This window comes from Streptomyces sp. CHD11, from assembly GCF_018638295.1.
Lineage (GTDB): Bacteria > Actinomycetota > Actinomycetes > Streptomycetales > Streptomycetaceae > Streptomyces.
On the sequence record NZ_JABTTS010000030.1, the window covers coordinates 169457 to 189933 of the forward strand.

The window sequence follows — 20477 nt, forward strand, 5'->3', positions numbered from 1 at the left end:
ATGCGGATCGTCCGAAGCAGCAAGGGCGGACCCATCACCCACTTCGCACGCCGCCGAATTCAGGACGGCGGCCACTGGAAGGAACTCAAGTGAAGCTTCAGCGCAAGAACCGGCGGGCCCTCGCTCTCGGTGCTCTCGCCGTCTCCGGCGCCCTGGCCCTCACGGCGTGCGGCTCCGACGACACCGGTGGCAACACCGACGGCGGCGACGCCTCCGCCACCGCACAGGCCGGCAACATCGACTGCGGTGACGCCAAGGGCCAGCTCCAGGCCTCCGGCTCCTCCGCGCAGAAGAACGCCATCGACGCCTGGGTGAAGGCCTACACCGCGGCCTGCAAGGGCGTACAGGTCAACTACAACCCGACCGGTTCGGGCGCGGGCATCACCGCCTTCACCCAGGGCCAGACCGCCTTCGCCGGTTCGGACTCCGCACTGAAGCCCGAGGAGATCGAGGCCTCCAAGGAGATCTGCTCCGGCGGCCAGGGCATCGACCTGCCGATGGTCGGCGGCCCGATCGCGGTCGGCTTCAACGTCCCCGGTGTCGACACCCTCGCCCTGGACGCGCCGACCCTCGCGCAGATCTTCGACAGCAAGATCACCAACTGGAACGACGAGGCCATCGCGAAGCTCAACCCCGACGCGAAGCTTCCCGACCTCAAGATCCTGGCCTTCCACCGCTCCGACGAGTCCGGCACCACGGACAACTTCACCAAGTACCTGAAGGCCGCCGCGCCCGGCGACTGGAAGTACGAGCCGGGCAAGTCCTGGGAGGCGGAGGGCGGCCAGTCCGCGCAGGGTTCCTCCGGCGTGGCCCAGCAGGTCAAGCAGACCTCGGGCGCGATCTCGTACTTCGAGCTCTCCTACGCCTCGGACGGCCTGAACACCGTCGACATCAAGACCGAGGCCGCCGAGCCGGTCGCGGCCACCGTCGACAACGCCACCGCGGCCATCGGTGCCGCCAAGGTCGTCGGCACCGGCAAGGACCTGGCCCTGGAGCTGGACTACACCCCGTCCGCCGACGGCGCCTACCCGATCGTCCTGGTGACGTACGAGATCGTCTGCGACAAGGGCAACAAGGCGGAGACCCTGCCCACCACCCGGTCCTTCCTGAACTACATGGCCTCCGAGGACGGTCAGGCCCAGCTGGCCGCCGCGGGCTACGCCCCGATGCCCGAGGAGATCATCACCAAGGTCCGCGAGACCATCTCGAGCCTCGCCTGATCCCAGCGTGCGGACCGGCCCCGACCACGGAGCCGGTCCGCACCGTCCGGTGCACCGCCAACAGGAGCCCCCGGACCCGGACGGCTCCGACCGAGCCGCCCGACCCGGCGGCTCCGCAGACCGGAGAACCCGATGGACACCACCACACAGAAACCCACCGCGCCACCCGCCGCCCCCGAGCCGGCCGCGCCCGCGGACAAGCGCGCCGCGCGCGGCGCCACCCGCCCCGGTGACCGGATCTTCCTCGGGCTCTCCCGCGGGTCCGGCATCTTCGTCCTGGTCCTCATGGCCGCGATCGCGGCCTTCCTGACCTACCGCGCCGCCCTGGCCATCGGCAAGAACGAGGCGAACTTCCTCACCTCCTTCGAGTGGAACCCCGCCGGCGTGCCGCCGGAGTTCGGCATCGCGGTCCTGGTCTTCGGCACCGTCGTGTCGTCGCTGATCGCCATGGTCATCGCGGTCCCGATCTCGGTCGGCATCGCCCTGTTCATCACGCACTACGCCCCCCGCCGCCTCGGCGGGCCGATCGGCTACGTGATCGACCTGCTCGCCGCCGTCCCGTCCATCGTCTACGGCCTCTGGGGCGTCCTCGTCCTGGTGCCGCACATGGACGGCCTCTACAGCTGGCTCGACGAGTACCTCGGCTGGACCGGCGTCTTCGCCTGGGAGGGCGGCCCCGCCCGCTCACTGCTCACCGTGGGCATCCTGCTCGCACTGATGATCCTGCCGATCATCACCAACGTCAGCCGCGAGGTCTTCCGGCAGGTCCCGCGGATGCACGAGGAGGCCGCCCTGGCCCTCGGCGCCACCCGCTGGGAGGTCATCCGCATATCGGTCCTCCCCTTCGGCCGCTCCGGTGTCATCTCCGCCTCGATGCTGGGCCTCGGCCGCGCGCTCGGCGAGACGATGGCCGTGGCCATGGTGCTCTCCCCGTCGTTCGACATCAGTGCCAGCCTGCTCGACCCGGGCGGCGGCACCTTCGCCCAGAACATCGCCAGCAAGTTCAACGAGGCCACCGTGATGGGCCAGGACGCGCTGATCGCCTCCGGCATGGTGCTCTTCGTCATCACCCTGCTGGTCAACGGCGCGGCCCGGCTGATCATCGCCCGCCGCAAGGAGTACTCGGGGGCCAACGCATGAGCCACGCAACCCTGTCCCCCCAGCCCAGCTCCCTGCGCGGCGCGGCGCTGCCCAAGTGGTTCTCCTGGGCGGTCGCCGCCGGCTCGGTCGTCCTCGGGCTCGGCATCAGCTCCGCGGCCGGTCTGCACAGCGACATCCAGTGGGGCCTGATCGCCGCGGTCCTGTTCGTCGTCCTGTCGTACGGCATCTCCGCGAAGGTCGAGGGCCGGCGCCAGGCCAGGGACCGCACCGCGACCAGCCTGGTGTGGGTGGCCTTCCTGCTGGCCGTCATCCCGCTGGCCTCCCTCATCTGGGAGACCGTCGAACGCGGCGTGAAGGTGTTCGACGTCTACTTCCTCACCCACTCCATGGGCGTGGTCGCCGACACCGAGCCCGGCGGCGGCATCTACCACGCCATCCTCGGCACCCTGGAGCAGGTCGGTCTCGCCGCCCTGATCTCGGTGCCGGTGGGTGTGCTCACCGCGATCTACCTGGTCGAGTACGGCCGCGGCAGGCTCGCCAAGGCCGTCACCTTCTTCGTCGACGTCATGACGGGCATCCCGTCGATCGTCGCGGGTCTGTTCATCCTCAGCCTCTGGGTGCTGATCCTGGACATGGGCCCCTCCGGCTTCGCCGGCTCCATGGCGCTGTCCATCCTGATGATCCCGATCGTCGTCCGCTCCACCGAGGAGATGCTCAAGCTCGTCCCGAACGAGCTGCGCGAGGCGTCGCTGGCCCTGGGTGTCCCGAAGTGGCGCACCATCCTGAAGGTGGTCCTGCCGACGTCGATCGGCGGCATCACCACCGGCGTGATGCTCTCCGTCGCGCGCATCACCGGTGAGACCGCCCCCGTACTGCTGCTGGTCTGGGTCACGAACTACATCAACACCAACCCGTTCAAGGACCCCCAGGCGTCGCTCCCGATGTACATCTACCTGCAGTACATGAACAGCTCGGGCTCCGGCGCGGCGTACGACCGTGCCTGGGCGGCGGCCCTGACGCTCATCGCGTTCATCATGATCCTCAACCTCGCGGCCCAGGCCATCGCCCGCTGGAAGGCCCCGAGGACCGGTCGCTGAAGGCCACCACCCCGATCCGAAAGAAGAAGTGATACCCATGGCCAAGCGCGTCGACGTCAGCGGCCTCAACGCCTACTACGGCTCCTTCCTGGCCATCGAGGACATCTCGATGACCGTCGAGCCCCGTTCCGTGACGGCCTTCATCGGCCCGTCCGGCTGCGGCAAGTCCACCTTCCTGCGCACCCTCAACAGGATGCACGAGGTGACGCCGGGCGGCCGGGTCGAGGGCAAGGTCATGCTCGACGACGAGAACCTGTACGGCGCGGGCATCGACCCGGTGGCGGTACGGCGTGAGGTCGGCATGGTCTTCCAGCGCCCGAACCCGTTCCCCACCATGTCGGTGTACGACAACGTGGCGGCGGGCCTGCGCCTGAACGGCAAGTACAAGAAGTCCGAGCTGGACGATGTCGTCGAGAAGTCCCTCAGGGGCGCCAACCTCTGGAACGAGGTCAAGGACCGCCTGAACAAGCCGGGCTCGGGTCTCTCCGGCGGCCAGCAGCAGCGGCTGTGCATCGCCCGCGCCATCGCGGTCGAGCCGAACGTCCTGCTGATGGACGAACCCTGCTCCGCGCTCGACCCGATCTCCACCCTCGCGATCGAGGACCTGATCGGTGAGCTGAAGGAACAGTTCACGATCGTCATCGTGACGCACAACATGCAGCAGGCGGCCCGCGTCTCCGACCGCACCGCCTTCTTCAACCTCGCCGCCGTCGGCCAGCCGGGCAAGCTGATCGAGCTCGACGACACGGAGCGGATCTTCTCCAACCCGTCCGTCCAGGCCACCGAGGACTACATCTCCGGCCGCTTCGGCTGACCGGTCCCCTCGCGGTGCTGCATGGCGGTGCCACCGCGAGGCCGAAGGGCCCGCCCCCTCACCGGGGGGGGGCCCTTCCACCTGCCCACGAACAGCCCCACGCCGCCGCGGGCGATTCGCGATCCGTCCTCCCCAGTGGCGGTGGGGGTCCCCCGCTCACGGGAATCCCCTCTCATGGGGTCCCCCCGCTCGAGCGAAGCCGGGAGTGCGGGAGGAGCCGGGAGTGCGGGAGGCACCCCGCGAACGCCAGGCTGCGCAACACCCCCGCCCAGCAACAACACCGGCCACCGGCACGGCGCAGCCGACCGCAGCCGGCCCCGCCTACAGGAACGCCAGCTGCACGATCCCGTACGACAGCGCGGCAACCGCCCCCGCCGCCGGCATGGTGATGAACCACCCGAGAACGATGTTCTTGGCCACCCCCCACCGCACGGCGTTGACCCGCTTCGTCGCTCCCACACCCATGATCGCCGACGTGATCACATGCGTGGTGGAGATCGGCGCGTGGAACAGGAACGCCGACCCGAACATGATCGACGCCCCCGTCGTCTCCGCGGCGAACCCCTGCGGCGGATCCAACTCGATGATCTTCCGCCCCAGCGTCCGCATGATGCGCCAGCCCCCCGCATACGTCCCCGCGGACAGCATCAGCGCACAAGCGACCTTCACCCACACCGGGATCGGATCGCCGTAATCCTCGACATCGGCGATGACCAGCGCCATCACCACGATGCCCATCGTCTTCTGCGCGTCCTGCAGACCGTGCCCCAGCGCCATACCCGCCGCGGAAACCGTCTGGGCGATCCGGAAGCCCCGCTTCGCCTTGTGCGGATTGGCCCGCCGGAAGATCCACATGATCGCGGTCATCACCAGATACCCCGCGAGCAGACCGACCACCGGCGACACGAACATCGGGATGACGATCTTGTCGACCACCCCGTGCCAGTAGACCGTCGTCCCCCCGGCCAGCGCGGCCCCGACCATGCCTCCGAACAGCGCGTGCGACGAGGACGACGGCAGTCCGAAGTACCAGGTGATCAGGTTCCAGACGATCGCTCCCACCAGCGCTGCGAAGAGGATCCCCATCCCCTTCGACCCCTCGGGTGTCTGGATCACCCCCTCACTGACGGTCTTGGCGACCCCGGAGCCCATGAACGCGCCGACGAGGTTCATCACGGCCGCCATCGCGAGCGCCACCCGGGGCGTGAGCGCCCGGGTGGACACGGAGGTGGCGATCGCGTTCGCCGAGTCGTGGAAGCCGTTGGTGTACGTGAAGAAGAGCGCGACCCCGATGGTCACGACCAGTGCGAAGGTGTCCATGAAAGGGTCAGGACTCCTTGACCGCGATGGTCTCCACCGTGTTCGCCACGTGCTCGAAGGCGTCGGCCGCCTCTTCCAGTGCGTCCACGATCTGCTTGAGCTTCAGCACCTCGATGGCGTCGTACGTGCCGTTGAAGAGGTGGGCCAGCAGCTTGCGGTGGATCTGGTCGGCCTGGTTCTCCAGCCGGTTGACCTCGATCCAGTACTCGGTGAGGTTCTCCATCGTGCGCAGATGCGGCATGGCCTCCGCGGTGAGCTCCGCGGCCCGCGCCAGCACCTCGATCTGCTGCTCGACGCCCTTGGGCAGTTCCTCGACCTTGTAGAGGACGACCAGGTCGACGGCCTCCTCCATGAAGTCCATGATGTCGTCGAGGGAGGACGCGAGATTGTAGATGTCCTCGCGGTCGAAGGGCGTGATGAACGAGGAGTTCAGCTGGTGGAAGATGGCGTGTGTGGCATCGTCACCGGCGTGTTCCGCGGCCCGCATACGCTCGGCGATCTCGGCCCGGGCGGAGGTGTCCGCCCCGAGCAGTTCCATCAGGAGCTTGGAGCCCGTGACGATGTTGTCCGCGGACGCGGCGAACATGTCGTAGAAGCTCGTCTCCCTGGGGGTCAGACGAAAGCGCACGTGGGGTCCTCGGTCTGCATCGGTGTCGGTCAGGCTGATGCTAGGCGCACCATCCGGCCATGTGTATCGGGCCGCCCCCAGTGTCCTCCATCAGGCACAGTGATGAGCACGGGGGCGGTCCTGGCCGGTTTCCTGCCGTGGCGCACGGCAGTGGCCACACCGGACCCATACCCGGCGAAGTTCGATACCATATACCCGCCAGGGGTATATGTCGCCCATCATGACCACAGGAGGACGCGATGACGACCACCGGGACCGGCGCGGACGCAGCCTCCTCCCCCGAGATCGTGACCGATCACGACCGGGGCATCCACGGCTACCACGACCAGAAGCAGGAGCACCTCAAACGCCTGCGCCGCATCGAGGGCCAGATCCGCGGACTGCAGCGCATGGTCGACGAGGACGTCTACTGCATCGACATACTCACCCAGGTGTCCGCCTCCACCAAGGCCCTGCAGTCCTTCGCGCTGCAACTGCTGGAGGAGCACCTGCGCCACTGTGTCGCGGACGCGGCCGTCAAGGGCGGCGACGAGATCGACGCGAAGGTCAAGGAGGCCACCCAGGCCATCGCCCGCATGCTGCGGACCTGACCGGGCGGGCCGTGGTCACGCCTCGCCGGACTCCGCCGGGGCCTCGCCCACCCGCAACACCTCGTCGATGCTCTCCAGGCTGAGCCGGTCCTCGGCCGCGGAGGCGGCGATGATCAGCTCCCCGCACAGCTCGATCTCGGCGAGTGCCACGCGGTCCTGAACCGTCCCGCTCCTGAGCGGAGCCACGCGCCTCACCTCATCTCCGTCGTCACCGGCTTCCTAGAGTAGGGAGCGCCCTACGGGCCGCGCATGGCACGGAAGGGCTAGTTCGCGCCGGTCACTCCCGGCCGCTCACTCCTCGGCGATCCGCCCGGCGTAGATGTCGCCGGCCTCCGGGAGCCTTACGTCGGCGGGGACCCCGAAGTCGTACAGCAGGGTCGTCGAGGCGACCGCGACGGGCTCGTCCTGCCGGCCGTTGACGAAACTGAACCGGTGCCGGACCTTGCGGATGCGCCCCTCGTCGTCGAGGTAGACGTCGAACGGCACCCGGGCGGTGGCGAACCCTTTCGCCGCCGCGCCCAGCGGCGCCCGGTTGGCGTCCGAGGCCGCCCGTGCGGCCTGCGCCAGGTCGGCGGTGCCCCGGTAGTGGCGCACCTTCGCCCCCGCGACCTCGGTCCTGCCGACGAAGGTCGCCGACCGCGTCCCGAGCAGCACCTCGGCGGCGGCGAACGGATCGGTGGCCCCGCCGGTGACGAGGTTCCCGTCGGACAGCGTGCCGGTGTCCACCCGCACCCACTTGTCGGCGGGCACCCCGGCGCCCCGGTTCTTCATGAACAGCGCTCCGGGTGCGAGCAGTTCGGTGATCGGCCGCCGCGCGGCGGCGCCCGCCGGGTCCTGCGGCAGCAGCACCTTCAGCCGCCCGAGCCGCTTGCGGTAGTCGTAGAGCCCCTCGCCCCTGATGGTGACCCGGGTCCCGCCGGTGGCCATCTCCAGGGACGTACGCGCCTTGGAACTGCCGGCGTCCACCAGCGCTCCGGCCGCCCCGCGCAGCACCCGGACGGGGTCTCCGGGGGGTGCCCCCTCGCTCCCGGCCTCACCGCGCGCGCAGCCCACACCCGCGAACCCCACGCACCACACGACCCCGGCCACAGCCATCCCGCCGCGCATCCGCCTGTGCCGCTGCCGCCGTCGTCGTGTCATGCCTGCCTACCCCCGCTCCGTCCGACACGGGCCGCTTGTCGTCGGGGTCAACGACCGGTAGGGGGCCCCGTCACGCCGACACCGCGGGCGCTACCGTGGTCGGGTGCCCGACGAGGACGACGAGCCGGCCCCCGGCCGGCACACCACGACCACCACCGAGCAGGGCCGCTTCTGCACGGCCCGCTGCACCTGTGGCTGGCGGGGCCCCGCCAGGAGGGCCAGAAGCCAGGCAAGAAAAGACGCCCAACTCCACACCCCCGAGTGACGCTCCCCCCTCACCCACCGCACGCAGGCCCCGCCCCGATCACCGCGGGCAGTCGTGCCTCACCCAGTGCCTGGGGGCGATGGGAGCCCCCCTCATGGGGTCCCCCCGCTCGAGCGAAGCCGAGAGTGGGGGAGGTACCCGCAAGCGCCGGGCTGCGCAACACCCCCGCCCAGCGCCCACACCGGGCACCAAGCACCAAGCACCAAGCACCAACCCGAAACCGAACGGTCCGCCCGGAGAACCCGGACGGACCGTCAGTCAGACACCACCACGCGAACTACGAGATCACGCCGCCAGATCCCGCTCGTCCGGCTCCGGCCCACTCCCCGCGGACCCGCCCCGGGCCCCGTGCCCCGCACGCCCTCGCTCACGTCCCCGCCGCCCCTGGGCGACGATCAGCCACCCACCCCGCGGCGACCGCTCGACCGCCCGCATCAGCGGGGTCAGCAGAGCCATGGCAAGCGGCGAGAGCAACAGCGCGACAGCCGTACCGAGCGCGAGCCCGCCCACGACGTCCGTCGGATAGTGCACACCCATGTAGACGCGGATGAAACCGCCCACCAGCCCGAGCACCAGCGCGACGATCCCGAGCCTGCGGCTGGCCAGGAACAGACCCACCGCCAGCGCCATGCAGAGCGTCGCGTGGTCGCTGACGAACGAGTAGTCGGTCTTGCCGTCGACCAGGACCTCGAGCCCCTCATGGTCGTTGAAGGGCCGAGGCCGTTCCACGAAGCCACGTATCGGCACGTTGACCAGCACCGCGACGCCCGCCGCCAGCGGGGCCCACACCAGGGCCGCCACGGTCGGGGCCGCGTCCTCGCCGCCCCGTCTCCTGACGCCCCACCAGCACCACACCAGCATCCCCAGCAGGGCGAACAGGATGCCGAACTCGCCCACGAACTCCATCACGTGGTCGAACCACGGCGGCGCCTGCTTGGCGAGGCCGTTGATGTCATAGAGCAGGTCGACGTCGGGGTTCGACCCGGAATCGGCGAGTCCAGCCATGGTGCTGCGGCCCCTTCGTCATATCTCCCGGCGCACCGTTCGTACGCCGCCTTCAACCACCCCCGTGGTCCGTAGATCCGCTCATCGGCTCGGCTACGTCAACAGGAACGCACGACCCCCGTTGATACGTTCCACGCTCTACCGAATGATCACGCAGACGTTATCGAAGAGAGATGCATCTCCGCAGCTCAGGGGGATGGTCAACGCTCCGCTCACACCGTCGTGGGGAGTGCTTTCGCGCCATCTTCGGTGACACGGGTGGCACCAAAGTAGTCAGGAGTGTCGATCGGGTCGAATCGGATCCGGGCACCGGTGCGGGGCGCGTCGATCATGTACCCACCGCCGACATAAATGCCCACATGCCGGATGGCCCGCGAATTGGTCAGGTCGTCCGAGAAGAACACCAGATCGCCCGGGAGCAGTTCCTCCCGCTTCGGATGCGGCCCCGCGTTGTACTGGTCGTTCGCCACGCGCGGCAGAGTGATCCCCACACTCTCGTACGCCGCCTTGGTCAGCCCCGAGCAGTCGAACCGTCCGCCCTGCTCAGGCGTGCCGTTGCCGCCCCAGAGGTACAGCGTGCCCAGCTTCTGCTGCGCGTACGCGATGGCGCCGGCGGCCTGCTCGGACGGGTCGACCCGTCCGACCGGCGCCGCGAAACTCTTCTCCAGCGCCTGGATGCGCCTGACGTAGTTCTGCGTCTCCTTGTACGGCGGAACACCCCCGTACTTGATGACCGCGTACGCCCCCGCGTTGTACGAGGCGAGCATGTTTTCGGTCAGATTTCCGCCGACGTCCTTCACATAGCCGGCGAGCGCGCAGTCGTACGTCGCCGCCGACGGGATCGCGTCCTTCGGGTCCCATACGTCCCGGTCCCCGTCCCCGTCCCCGTCGATGCCGTGCGTGGCCCAGGTGCCGGGGATGAACTGGGCGATGCCCTGCGCCGCCGCGTGGCTCTGCGCCTTCGGGTTGAACCCGCTCTCCTGGTAGAGCTGGGCGGCGAGCAGGGCGGGGTTGATGGCGGGGCAGAGGTTCCCCCACTTCTGCACGAGCGCCTGGTACGCGGCCGGCACGCTCCCCTTGGCGAGCGTCTTGGCCCCCCCGCCCGCTCCGCCCGCGACGTTCCCGGCGATGACGTAGACCCCGACGACCAGCAGCATCACGAAGGCGAGCACGGAGCCGACGGCAAGGGTCGCACCGATCCAGACCTTACGCACCGTCAACCACCCCTCACTGTCCGGCAGTCCACCGCCGTCCGACAGTGTAGAGGCAGCCCCCGCCCCATGGGGTGATCACGTGTACGAAGCCGCACACGGGTCGTCCCCAGGGAGCCGGCCGACGGGGTGCGATCCCGGTCACCACCCTGGCCAGGGGGCCGCCGACGCGGTACCTCGTACGTCAGAGGGAGCAGGACGTGGACCTGTCTGCAGTAGACGACGTGGACGTACAGAAAGCAGAGAAACGTCACACACGCCCTCGAACGAGCGCCCCGATGGCACCAGCACCACGGTGCTCACACGTCAGAAACGAGGGACGGAAGCGTCGTTGCCCGCCGTAACACGCCGTGATACACAGAGTGACGATACGACTCTTCACCCATCGGAGCGCGCCCCTGCCGGGGTCCGGCGCGCGCCGGTGGCAAGCTGTTCCTACGAAACCCGCCAACGGATGACGCCAAGTCGACATGCGACAGCGGCATTGTCGGCGACAATAGGGCCTGACCTCTGCACCACCGCAGAGGTAGCGGAACTACCCATACAGGGGCGGTGACTTACGTGTTCTTCGCGGCCGACGAGGGAGACATCAACACCATTATCGGCGGGATCGCCCCGGACTGGGGCCCCTTCGGCAGCCTGGGCAACGAGGCCAAGATTCTGATCGAAGTGGTCATGGCGATCGCCATCCTGCTCTGCCTGGGCATCGCCATCTGGGGGGCGGCCAAACAGCGCATCGGTGCCACCGCGCTGAGGGACACGTTCAGCGCCGAACAGGGCAAGGGCCTCATCATCGCGGGGCTCACGGGCGTCTTCATCATCGGCTCGCTCGGCACACTGTTCACCATCGTGTACGGCATGGCCGTCTAGGTCCCACCCCCATCGGTCCGACCGGGCACGCCCGGCTCCCCTCCATCCCACCCGCCCGTCATGCCCACCGGCTGAGGTTGCGTCTCCCTGATGTCCAGTCACCACACCGCGCGCGAACGGCAGCCGGCCCGGCTACCGTCGTACGTGGAGTACCCGGAGTACGAGGTGTTTCCGCACAACGCTGAGAGGGCGTACGCGGCATGAGTCCCGGAGACGACACCGGCCAGACCCGCACCCGCCTGCCGGAAGGGGGCGGCGACCCGTACGGCGGCGGACGCAGAGGCGGCCGCTCGTCGTCGCGCAGCCTCGTCACGGTGGTCGGCGTGGTGGTGCTCCTCATCGCCGCGATCGCCTTCGCGAACCGTGGAGGAGACGATTCCGCAGCGGAGGAGAGCGGCTCCGCCGACTCCCCCAAGTCGGCGGCGACGGCCCCTTCCGGAGAGAAGCCGGTGACCTCGAAGGCAGCGGGCATCCCGACGGGCTTCCCCCACGACCGGCAGGGGGCGGAGAGCGCGGCGGCGAACTACACGGTGGCCCTGGGCTCCGCCGAGATGTTCGACAAGGACCGGCGGCGTGAGATCGTGACCACCGTCTATGCGCGGGACGCAGCCGCCGCCCGGCAGACGGACCTGGATCAGGCCTACTCGAACGCGGAGTTCCTGGCCAACATCGGCCTGGACAAGGACGGCAAGGCCCCCGCCGGACAGTCCTTCGTCTCCCGGGTGATCCCGGTGGGCACCAAGGTGACGTCGTCCAGCTCGGACGATGCCTCCGTGGAGGTCTGGTACACCTCGCTGTTCGGCCTGTCCGGTGAGGGCTCGACCAATCCGGTCACCGAGAGCTGGTACACCACGACGTACCAGCTGAAGTGGACCGAGAACGACTGGAAGGTCATCGACTTCCAGCAGAAAGACGGACCTGTCCCGGTCGGGGACGACCAGAAGGCCTCCACTGCCGACGACATGACGAAGGCCGTCGAGGAGTACGGAGGGTTCACGTATGCGCGCTAACCACCGCTTCCTCGGACTCACGGCAGTCGTCACCGCCGTGCAGGCCACCGCATTGCTGCTCGCCGGCCGGGCCTACGCCGAGCCCACGCCCACCGCCCCGGGCACAGGCTCCCCATCCCCTGCGCCCACGGACAGCAACAACCCCTGCGACCTCATCCGGGGCCGCGCCAAGGACTACTGCGAAAAAGGCGAAGCCGCCTCCAACGGCACCACCACCCTCGATGACCCCTCCACCACCCTCGACCCCCTCGCCTCCCTCGCCCAGGGCTGCGCCGACGCCGCCTCCTGGACGATCAAGCAGCTCAGCGGAGCCGTCGAGGACACCGCGAGCGTCGACTTCACCAACGACACGTTCCTCCAGCAGTACGCCGTCGTCTTCGCCGCGTCGACGATCCTCACCCTCCTCCTCTGGCTGCTCGCGGTCGCCAAGCGAGCGGTACGCGGCGTGCCCCTCGCCACCGCGCTCTCCGAGGCGATCGGCTTCCTCTGGCTGACGGTCCTCGCCTCCGCGTTCACTCCGCTGATCCTCTACACCGTCGTCTCCGCCACCGACAGCATCACCGACGTACTGGCGAAGGCGACCGGCGACCAGACGGACACGTTCTTCGGCACCTTCGCCGGCGCGCTCGAGAAGGGCGACGACATCGGCGGCGGCCCGATCATGCTGATCGTCGTCTCCCTCGTCTCCATCCTCGCCGCCGGCATCCTCTGGCTGGAGCTCGTCATCCGCGCCGCCCTGCTCTACGTCGGCGCCCTCCTCGGCACGGTCGTCTACGCGGGCCTGGTCGACAAGAACCTGTGGGGTCACGTACGCCGCTGGGCGGGCATCATGATCGCCGTGATCCTCGTGAAGCCGGTGATCGTGATCGTGCTCGGCCTCGCCGGCGCGCTCTCCGCCGAGGACGGCCCCGACGCGTTCTCCGCCGTGGTCTCCGGACTGGCGATCATCCTGCTCGCGATCTTCGCCTCCGCCATGATCTACCGCTTCGTCCCCGGCTTCGGCGACGAGATCGCCGGCTCCCGCAACAACCGCCTCATGCAGGGCGCCGAGAGCAAGGCCGCCGCCGTCATCAGCTCCCCGGCGACCCTGGTCGCCCAGGGCATCAAGACCCACAGCACCCGCGCCGACAACAACGGGGGCGGCCAGTCCTCCGGCGCCCGCCCCTCGAACCCCGCCTCCGGCGGAGTCGCCGCCCACAGCTCACGCACGCCGAGCGGCGGTGGAACGGCCGCAGCCCCCGCGCCCCGGTCGAGCAGCCCGCTCAACACCCCCCACGCCGGCAACACCCGCAACAGCAGTACCAACCGCACGGGAGGTGAAGGGCGTTGACGACCGAGTCCCATCTGTCCCATCCGATCACGCCCCGCCGTACGTATCTGATCGGCCGCGCCCGGCCGAACGCGATCGTCGGCCGCAATCGCGAGACCGGTGAGATCGCGCTGATCGTCGTGGGCGCGTTCCTCGGCATGATGTGCGGGCTCCTCGTCCCCGTCCTGTCCGCGCGGATCGTGCTGCTCGCGGGCCTGCCGATGCTGGGACTGGCCGCCGTGTACGTGCCCTACAAGGGCCGCACCTTCTACAAGTGGTTCGAGATCAACCGCAGCTACAAGCGCACCGTCCGCCGCGGCACCACCTACCGCTCCGGCGTCGTCGAGGCGGGCACCCGCCTCGACGGGCGCGAGGTGGAGATCGGGCCGCCGCCCGGGATCGGGCGGATCACCTGGCTCGCCGCCCCCTTCGGCCCGGACGAGATCGCCGTACTGCTGCACGCGGACCGCAAGACCGTCACCGCCGCGATCGAGATCGAGGGCCCGGGAGTCGGTCTGCGCGACTCCGAGGACCAGGAAGCCCTCGTCGACCGCTTCGGCACCCTGCTCAAGCACGTCGCCAACGGCGACGGCTTCGTGACCCGCATCCAGATGCTGGCCCGCACCCTCCCCGCCGACCCCGACGCGCACGCCAAGGACGTCTCCGTCCGCGGCGACGAGAAGTCACCACCGTGGCTCCAGCAGTCCTACGACCAGCTGCAGTCGATGGTGTCGACCAGCAGCGAACAGCACCGCGCGTACCTCGTCGCCTGCATGCACTACAACCGCGATCTGGCCGCCGAGGCCAGCACCATGGCCCGCGCGATGCGCAGCCAGGGCGGCGGCAAGGTGGACCGGGACGCGGGGCTCGCCGTCGTCATGGCCCGTGAGCTGACCGACATCTGCTCACGGCTCCAGGAGGCCGACATCCGCGTACGGCAGCCGCTCGGCCAGAGCAGACTGTCCTCGCTGATCCACTCCATGTACGACCCGGACCACGCCATCGACCACATCCAGGCGATGACGCAGCGCAACGCCTGGCCTGCCGAGCTGGACGCCATGGAGCCCACCTATCTCCAGGCCAAGACCCGCGAGTCCAGCACCCGCGCCCCCTGGTGCCACGCCACGGCCTGGGTGAAGGAATGGCCGATGACACCGGTGGGCGTCAACTTCCTCGCGCCGCTGCTCGTCCACACCCCGGACGTGATCCGCACGGTCGCCGTCACCATGGACCTCGAACCCACCGAGGTCGCCATCGAGCGGATGCTGACCGAGAAGACCAACGACGATGCGGAGGCGTCCCGCGCCGCCAAGATGAACCGCACCGTCGACCCGCGCGACCTCGCCGCCCACAACCGCCTGGACCAGCGCGGCGAGGACCTCGCCAGCGGCGCCGCCGGCGTCAACCTCGTCGGCTACATCACCGTCTCGTCCCGCACACCCGAGGCCCTGGCCCGCGACAAGCGGACCATACGGGCGTCGGCCGGAAAGTCGTACCTGAAGCTGGAGTGGTGCGACCGCGAGCACCACCGCGCGTTCGTGAACACACTCCCGTTCGCCACCGGCATTCGAAGGTAGGGGCTGAGCCGATATGCGGGATCCGCTGTCCGTCGTCACCGACGCCTTCACGTCCTTCCTGTTCGGGAAGGTCGAGACCACCCGGCTGCCGGTGCGCACGTCCACGGGCCAGGCACAGGCGGTCTACCTGCCGACCGCCGCGCCCGGCCTCGGCGACTCCGGCGTCATCATCGGCCGCGAGGTCTACTCCGGCAAGGGCTACATCTACGACCCCTTCCAGCTCTACGGCCAGCAGCTCCCCGCCCCGCACTGGCTGGTCCTCGGCGAGTCCGGCAACGGCAAGTCGGCGCTGGAGAAGACGTACGTCCTGCGCCAGCTGCGCTTCCGGGACCGACAGGTCGTCGTCCTGGACGCACAGGGCGAGGACGGCGTCGGCGAGTGGAACCTCGTCGCGCGGGAACTGGGGATCACCCCCATCCGCCTCGACCCGATGGCCGCCCTCGACCACGGCATCCGCCTGAACCCCCTGGACCCGTCGATCACCACGACCGGCCAGCTCGCGCTGTTGCGGACCATCATCGAGGTGGCGATGGGGCACAGCCTGGACGAACGCTCCGGCTTCGCCCTGAAGGTCGCGCACGCCTACGTCAACGAGACCGTCGTCGAACGCCAGCCGGTCCTCTTCGACATCGTCGAGTGCCTGCGCCACCCCGAGCCGGAGTCGGCGGAGGCGATGAACGTCGCCATAGACGACGTACGGGCGTGGGGCCTGGACGTCGCCCTGGTCCTGGACCGCCTGGTCGACGGTGACCTGCGCGGCATGTTCGACGGCCCGACGACGGTCGGTATCGACCTCGACGCGCCGCTCATCGTCTTCGACCTGTCCCACATCGACCGCAACTCCATCGCCATGCCGATCCTCATGGCGATCGTCGGCGTGTGGCTGGAGCACACCTGGATCCGCCCCGACCGGAAGAAGCGCATCTTCCTGGTCGAGGAGGCCTGGCACATCATCAACAGCCCCTTCGTGGCCCAGTTGTTCCAGCGGCTGCTGAAGTTCGGACGGCGGCTCGGCCTGTCCTTCGTCGCGGTCGTCCACCATCTGTCCGACGTGGTGGACGGGGCGGCCGCGAAGGAGGCGGCGGCCATCCTGAAGATGGCGTCGACCCGGACCATCTACGCCCAGAAGGCCGACGAGGCGAGGGCGACCGGCCGTGTCCTCGGCCTGCCCAGATGGGCGGTGGAGATCATCCCGACGCTCACTCCCGGCATCGCGGTCTGGGACGTCAACGGCAATGTCCAGGTGGTCAAACACCTGGTCACGGAGACCGAACGCCCACTGGTCTTCACCGACCGGGCGATGACCGAGTCCTCCGCCGACCTCACGGACGACGCACTGCGCGCCGCCGAACTGGAGGCGGAGGAGCGGGCGGCCGCCTTCGTGGAGCAGCACGTCGGTGACTCCGAGTCGACGGTGGCGTAAGGGGAACGACGCGTGAGACCGGACGATCACCGTGCGCACGGCCAGGGCGGCATCCCCGACGGGCTGCTGATCGGCATCCTCGCCTTCCTCCTCGGCCTGACCACGATGGTGTGGACGGCCACCGGCCTCGCGGGGCTCTTCGCCCACGGCCGGTGGCCCGCCGGCGTCACCTTCACCCGCACCCCGGTGGCCGTGCGCCACCTCGTCACCGACCCGCAGGACCTCCCCGCCGCCTGGCCGGACACCCCGGAGACCGCCCTGTCGGGGTACGGCCTCTTCTGGGGCCTGTTCATCGGCCAGCTGATGGTCCTCGCCGTCCTGACCGTGTTCGCCCTGGGAACGTTGGCCCGCTGGAAGGCGGTACGGGCCCGACGCCGGGCCGAGCGTACGGCGAGGCTACGGAAGCACCGGCCGGCGCCGGAAACGCGTCCGGAACCAGAACCGCGGCCCGAACCAGCACCGCAGACCTCGCCGGAGCAGCACCTGGAGCAGCAGCCGGAGCCCGATCACCCACCCGTACGGCAGCGGGAACCGGAACCGGCGCCGAGGCAGCCGCACGAGGTACCGGCCCCGAGGGCACCCGGGCGGACGACCGAGCCGCCGGTGGACCCGCCGTCCCCTTCCTTGCACGGCGCACGGGTGGGCGGTGGGTGGGCGACGCCCCGCGCCGAGGGGGGCACGGGCCTCCACTACGGCGCGCCGGCCGTCCGCCACACCACCGCCGGCCAAGCCGTCCGGGACGCCGCCGGCCCCGCCCTGGTCCTCACCTCCCACCCCGCCCTCTGGTACGACACCAAGGACGCCCGCGCCAAACTCGGCCCCACCCACCTCTACGACCCCACCCACCTCTGCGACACCCCGGCCCGCCTCCACTGGTCCCCGACCGCCGGCTGCGAGGACAAGAGGACCGCCACCACCCGCGCGACAGCGCTCCTCGCCCCCGTCCGCCCCAGCTCCCGGCTCGACCAGGCGGTCAGCGACACCGCCGAGACCCTGCTCCGCAGCTACGTACACGCCGCCGCCGTCGACGGCCGTACGGTCCGCCATGTCCACCGCTGGTCCCAGGGCATCCAGGTGCATGACGCCGTACGGATCCTCCGCACCCACCCGAAGGCCGCACCCGGCTCGGCCGGCGAACTCGAAGCGGCCCTCACCGCGCATCCCGACCGCCGCGACATGGCCCAGCAGTTGACCACCCGGGCCCTGTCCGCCCTTGCCACGCTCCATGTCCGCGAGGCCTGCACTCCCCACCGAAATGATGCGCTCGCCCTGGATTCCTTCATCGATGAAGGGGGCACGCTTTATGTGGTCGGAGAATCCATCGAGGATCCCCGCACGAGCCCGGGCGCGATGCCCCTGCTGACGGCGCTCGCCTCACACGTGGTCGAGCACGGCCGGCGCATGGCCGAACGGTCATCCTCCGGTCGGCTCGACCCACCACTCACGCTCGTCCTGGACGACGTGGCGGGCGTGGCCCCGCTCCCCCAGCTTCCCGAGCTCCTCACCACCGGCGCCGACCGCGGCATGCCCACCCTGGCCCTGCTCCGCTCCCGCGAACAGGCCCGCGCCCGCTGGCCGCACACCGAACTACCCGCCTGACCCCGGCCGCCCGACGACCATCTCCCACTCAGTCCTCGAAGGGCGTGGCACGGGCGGTCATGGCCGCCCCCGTAGTACCGGAGTACCACCGGCCTCACCGGGTTACAGCCCCGGTCCGACGCAAGGCCTCGGCACGCGGACCATGATCGAGGCATGATGCGGCTCCACCCGGAGGACGGACCCACCACCATGGACGTCATGACGAACGACCGGAATCCACCGCCGACGGGCGAGCGGACGACGGAGCCCCTCACCCAGTACATGCACCGGGCCAACCAGTGGGTGCGGGACTTCGACAGGCGCCACCCCCTGCTGTGGGACCTGCTGTTCACCGGCTTCTGGGTGACGGCCGCCCTCATCGACTACACCGGTGGCGGCTGGCGCAACGTCGCCCACAATCCGGACGCTCCCGGCCCGCTCCTCCTCGTCCTGAGCCTCGGCCTGTCCGTCCCTCTCCTGTGGCGCCGCACCCACCCCGCGACGGTGCTGTTCGTCATGGGCCCGTTCGCCCTGGTCAATGCCTGGTCCGGCGCCACCCTCCAGGCCTCCCTGCTCCAGCTGGTCGTCATCTACCACATCGCCCTGCGCCGGCCCCTGCGCGACCTGTGGTGGGCGACGGCCCTGATGCTCGCCCCGGTGACGGTCTCCACGGTCCGCTTCGGCGAGGGCGAATGGAGCCAGCAGGTCGGCTCGCATGTGACATCCGTCGGCGTGGCGGTCCTCATCGGCATCACCATCCGCACCCGCGAGAACTACACCGAGGCCCTGGAGGACCGCGCGCGCCGTCTGGAGATCGAGCGCGACCAGCAGGCCCGTATCGCCACCGCCGCCGAACGCGCCCGTATCGCCCGCGAGATGCACGACATCATCGGCCACAACCTTTCCGTCATCACGGGCCTGGCCGACGGCGGCAGATACGCGGCCGCCAGATCCCCCGAGCGTGCCGCCCAGGCCCTGGACGCCATCGGGACCACCAGCCGCCAGGCGCTCGGCGAGCTGCGCCGCCTTCTGGACGTCCTCCGCGAGGACGAGACGGCTCGCCCCGCCGAGCGGAGCCCCCAGCCCGGCCTCACCGACCTGGACCGGCTCATCGGCCGTGTCCGCGACACGGGTCTGCCCGTCCACACCACGGCCGAGGGCCGGGCCACCCTCCATCCGGGCCGCCAGCTCACGGTCTACCGCGTCGTCCAGGAAGCCCTCACCAACACGCTCAAGCACGCCGGCCCCGACGTGGCCTCCCGGATCGCCATCGCGTACGGCGACCGGGGGGCCGTCACGGTCACCGTCACCGACACGGGCCGGGGCACACCGTCCGGCGCACCGTCGGACGGCCGTGGCATTCCCGGAATGCGCGAACGCACAGCCGTGTACGGCGGCACACTCGAAGCCGGTCCCCGACCGCATCCCGAAGGGGGCTGGCGCGTCCACCTGCACCTACCGGAGGAATCCCCCCAGTGACCACCGTCCTCATCGCCGACGACCAGCCCCTCCAGCGCTTCGGCTTCCGCATGCTTCTGGAGAGTCAGGACGACATCACCGTCCTGGGCGAGGCGTCCAACGGCAGCGAAGCGATCCGTATGACGGCGGAACTGCACCCGGACGTGGCGCTGATGGACATCCGCATGCCCGGCCATGACGGCATCGAGGCCACCCGCCGCATCGTCTCCGCCGGCGATCGCACCCGCGTCCTCATCCTGACCACGTTCGACCTGGACGAGTACGCCCACGCCGGCCTGCGCGCGGGCGCCTCCGGGTTCCTCGTCAAGGACGCGCAGCCCGAGGAGCTCCTGTCCGGCATCCGCTCCGTGGCCACCGGAGACGCCGTCGTCGCCCCCAGCCTGACCCGCCGCCTCCTGGACGCCTACGCCCACCATCTGCCCACCGGCGGACACACAACGGACTCCTCCCCCGACGACCCCCGCCTGTCCGCTCTCACGGAACGGGAACGCGAGATCCTCACCGTCATCGGAAAGGGCTGGACGAACACCGAGATCGCCACCCGACTGCACCTGGCGGAATCCACGGTGAAAACACATGTGGGCCACATCCTGGCCAAGACCGGCTCGCGGGACCGCGTCCAGGCGGTCATCCTCGCGTACGACACAAAACTGGTGGAGCCGTCCTGAAACGCAGAAAGCCCCCGTGCCGAAGGGCACGGGGGCTTTCAATTTGAATGATTGTTCGGCGGCGTCCTACTCTCCCACAGGGTCCCCCCTGCAGTACCATCGGCGCTGTAAGGCTTAGCTTCCGGGTTCGGAATGTAACCGGGCGTTTCCCCTACGCTATGACCACCGAAAC

At 69.7% G+C, this 20477-nt stretch carries 20 protein-coding genes and 1 rRNA gene; 14 read left to right on the forward strand and 7 right to left on the reverse strand.

Features of this window, described 5'->3' with window-relative positions; translation table 11 throughout:
• Positions 1–89 precede the first annotated feature (89 nt).
• The 4 genes from pstS to pstB all read left to right on the forward strand — a co-directional run bounded on the left by pstS (position 90) and on the right by pstB (position 4232).
• Positions 90–1220, forward strand: coding sequence for a phosphate ABC transporter substrate-binding protein PstS (pstS, locus tag HTV45_RS27200; protein ID WP_215208529.1), 1131 nt, complete (start codon positions 90–92; stop codon positions 1218–1220).
• A 132-nt stretch (positions 1221–1352) separates the two neighbouring features.
• Positions 1353–2360 carry a phosphate ABC transporter permease subunit PstC gene (gene pstC, locus HTV45_RS27205; RefSeq protein WP_215208530.1) on the forward strand — a complete coding sequence of 336 codons (1008 nt, stop codon included), beginning with the start codon at positions 1353–1355 and terminating at the stop codon, positions 2358–2360.
• Complete coding sequence (gene pstA / locus HTV45_RS27210; RefSeq protein ID WP_215208531.1) at positions 2357–3418, forward strand: phosphate ABC transporter permease PstA; 1062 nt, start codon at positions 2357–2359, stop codon at positions 3416–3418. The genes pstC and pstA overlap by 4 nt, the downstream gene beginning before the upstream one ends.
• Positions 3419–3455: 37 nt before the next feature.
• Entirely contained in the window at positions 3456–4232 is a 777-nt protein-coding gene (gene pstB / locus HTV45_RS27215; RefSeq protein ID WP_215208532.1) for a phosphate ABC transporter ATP-binding protein PstB, read from the forward strand.
• Positions 4233–4553: 321 nt separating this feature from the next.
• Here the strand turns inward: pstB and pitH are convergent, their stop codons facing one another.
• Positions 4554–5552, reverse strand: coding sequence for a low-affinity phosphate transporter PitH (pitH, locus tag HTV45_RS27220; RefSeq protein ID WP_215208533.1), 999 nt, complete (start codon positions 5550–5552; stop codon positions 4554–4556).
• Between the two features lie 7 nt (positions 5553–5559).
• Positions 5560–6180, reverse strand: a complete 621-nt coding sequence (locus tag HTV45_RS27225) for a DUF47 domain-containing protein (protein WP_215208534.1) — start codon at positions 6178–6180, stop codon at positions 5560–5562.
• 239 nt (positions 6181–6419) lie between these two features.
• On the opposite strand from HTV45_RS27225, the gene HTV45_RS27230 reads away from it, so the two are divergent.
• Positions 6420–6770 (forward strand): metal-sensitive transcriptional regulator, encoded by a 351-nt coding sequence (locus tag HTV45_RS27230; RefSeq protein ID WP_103544142.1) that lies wholly within the window; start codon positions 6420–6422, stop codon positions 6768–6770.
• A 15-nt stretch (positions 6771–6785) separates the two neighbouring features.
• On the opposite strand, the gene HTV45_RS27235 is transcribed toward HTV45_RS27230, so the two are convergent.
• Together HTV45_RS27235 and HTV45_RS27240 are read right to left on the reverse strand one after the other, a co-directional pair.
• Positions 6786–6965 (reverse strand): hypothetical protein, encoded by a 180-nt coding sequence (locus HTV45_RS27235; protein WP_215208535.1) that lies wholly within the window; start codon positions 6963–6965, stop codon positions 6786–6788.
• Between the two features lie 96 nt (positions 6966–7061).
• A complete protein-coding gene (locus tag HTV45_RS27240) occupies positions 7062–7910 on the reverse strand; it encodes a hypothetical protein (RefSeq protein ID WP_215208536.1) in 849 nt (282 codons plus the stop codon).
• A 103-nt stretch (positions 7911–8013) separates the two neighbouring features.
• Between HTV45_RS27240 and HTV45_RS27245 the strand changes: the two genes are divergently transcribed.
• Entirely contained in the window at positions 8014–8175 is a 162-nt protein-coding gene (locus tag HTV45_RS27245) for a hypothetical protein (RefSeq protein ID WP_215208537.1), read from the forward strand.
• 285 nt (positions 8176–8460) lie between these two features.
• Here the strand turns inward: HTV45_RS27245 and HTV45_RS27250 are convergent, their stop codons facing one another.
• Complete coding sequence (locus tag HTV45_RS27250; protein WP_215208538.1) at positions 8461–9180, reverse strand: phosphatase PAP2 family protein; 720 nt, start codon at positions 9178–9180, stop codon at positions 8461–8463.
• Between the two features lie 212 nt (positions 9181–9392).
• Positions 9393–10394 carry a bifunctional lytic transglycosylase/C40 family peptidase gene (locus HTV45_RS27255; protein WP_215208557.1) on the reverse strand — a complete coding sequence of 334 codons (1002 nt, stop codon included), beginning with the start codon at positions 10392–10394 and terminating at the stop codon, positions 9393–9395.
• Positions 10395–10952: 558 nt separating this feature from the next.
• Between HTV45_RS27255 and HTV45_RS27260 the strand changes: the two genes are divergently transcribed.
• From HTV45_RS27260 to HTV45_RS27295, 8 genes are all read left to right on the forward strand, one after another.
• The gene (locus HTV45_RS27260; protein ID WP_215208558.1) at positions 10953–11261 is read left to right on the forward strand and encodes a hypothetical protein; all 309 of its coding nucleotides are present in this window, start codon (positions 10953–10955) and stop codon (positions 11259–11261) included.
• Between the two features lie 200 nt (positions 11262–11461).
• On the forward strand, positions 11462–12271 hold the full coding sequence (locus HTV45_RS27265) for a hypothetical protein (RefSeq protein ID WP_215208539.1): 810 nt from the start codon (positions 11462–11464) through the stop codon (positions 12269–12271).
• On the forward strand, positions 12261–13601 hold the full coding sequence (locus tag HTV45_RS27270) for a hypothetical protein (protein WP_215208540.1): 1341 nt from the start codon (positions 12261–12263) through the stop codon (positions 13599–13601). Before HTV45_RS27265 ends, HTV45_RS27270 begins: the two co-directional genes overlap by 11 nt.
• Complete coding sequence (locus tag HTV45_RS27275; protein ID WP_215208541.1) at positions 13598–15157, forward strand: SCO6880 family protein; 1560 nt, start codon at positions 13598–13600, stop codon at positions 15155–15157. The genes HTV45_RS27270 and HTV45_RS27275 overlap by 4 nt, the downstream gene beginning before the upstream one ends.
• A 13-nt stretch (positions 15158–15170) precedes the next feature.
• Positions 15171–16580, forward strand: coding sequence for an ATP-binding protein (locus HTV45_RS27280; protein ID WP_215208542.1), 1410 nt, complete (start codon positions 15171–15173; stop codon positions 16578–16580).
• A gap of 12 nt (positions 16581–16592) precedes the next feature.
• Positions 16593–18179 carry a type IV secretory system conjugative DNA transfer family protein gene (locus HTV45_RS27285; RefSeq protein ID WP_215208543.1) on the forward strand — a complete coding sequence of 529 codons (1587 nt, stop codon included), beginning with the start codon at positions 16593–16595 and terminating at the stop codon, positions 18177–18179.
• Between the two features lie 189 nt (positions 18180–18368).
• Positions 18369–19637 (forward strand): sensor histidine kinase, encoded by a 1269-nt coding sequence (locus HTV45_RS27290; protein ID WP_215208559.1) that lies wholly within the window; start codon positions 18369–18371, stop codon positions 19635–19637.
• Positions 19634–20305, forward strand: coding sequence for a response regulator transcription factor (locus tag HTV45_RS27295; RefSeq protein WP_215208544.1), 672 nt, complete (start codon positions 19634–19636; stop codon positions 20303–20305). Before HTV45_RS27290 ends, HTV45_RS27295 begins: the two co-directional genes overlap by 4 nt.
• Positions 20306–20358: 53 nt before the next feature.
• On the opposite strand, the gene rrf is transcribed toward HTV45_RS27295, so the two are convergent.
• Positions 20359–20475 (reverse strand): 5S ribosomal RNA (rrf, locus tag HTV45_RS27300).
• Positions 20476–20477: the final 2 nt, after the last annotated feature.

Excerpts from the sequence above, each read along its gene's own strand:
- pstC (WP_215208530.1), top strand. The coding sequence starts at position 1,353 with ATGGACACCACCACACAGAAACCCACCGCGCCACCCGCCGCCCCCGAG.
- pstA (WP_215208531.1), top strand. The coding sequence starts at position 2,357 with ATGAGCCACGCAACCCTGTCCCCCCAGCCCAGCTCCCTGCGCGGCGCG.
- pstB (WP_215208532.1), top strand. The coding sequence starts at position 3,456 with ATGGCCAAGCGCGTCGACGTCAGCGGCCTCAACGCCTACTACGGCTCC.
- pitH (WP_215208533.1), bottom strand. The coding sequence starts at position 5,552 with ATGGACACCTTCGCACTGGTCGTGACCATCGGGGTCGCGCTCTTCTTC.
- HTV45_RS27230 (WP_103544142.1), top strand. The coding sequence starts at position 6,420 with ATGACGACCACCGGGACCGGCGCGGACGCAGCCTCCTCCCCCGAGATC.
- HTV45_RS27240 (WP_215208536.1), bottom strand. The coding sequence starts at position 7,910 with ATGACACGACGACGGCGGCAGCGGCACAGGCGGATGCGCGGCGGGATG.
- HTV45_RS27250 (WP_215208538.1), bottom strand. The coding sequence starts at position 9,180 with ATGGCTGGACTCGCCGATTCCGGGTCGAACCCCGACGTCGACCTGCTC.
- HTV45_RS27265 (WP_215208539.1), top strand. The coding sequence starts at position 11,462 with ATGAGTCCCGGAGACGACACCGGCCAGACCCGCACCCGCCTGCCGGAA.
- HTV45_RS27270 (WP_215208540.1), top strand. The coding sequence starts at position 12,261 with ATGCGCGCTAACCACCGCTTCCTCGGACTCACGGCAGTCGTCACCGCC.
- HTV45_RS27280 (WP_215208542.1), top strand. The coding sequence starts at position 15,171 with ATGCGGGATCCGCTGTCCGTCGTCACCGACGCCTTCACGTCCTTCCTG.
- HTV45_RS27290 (WP_215208559.1), top strand. The coding sequence starts at position 18,369 with ATGGACGTCATGACGAACGACCGGAATCCACCGCCGACGGGCGAGCGG.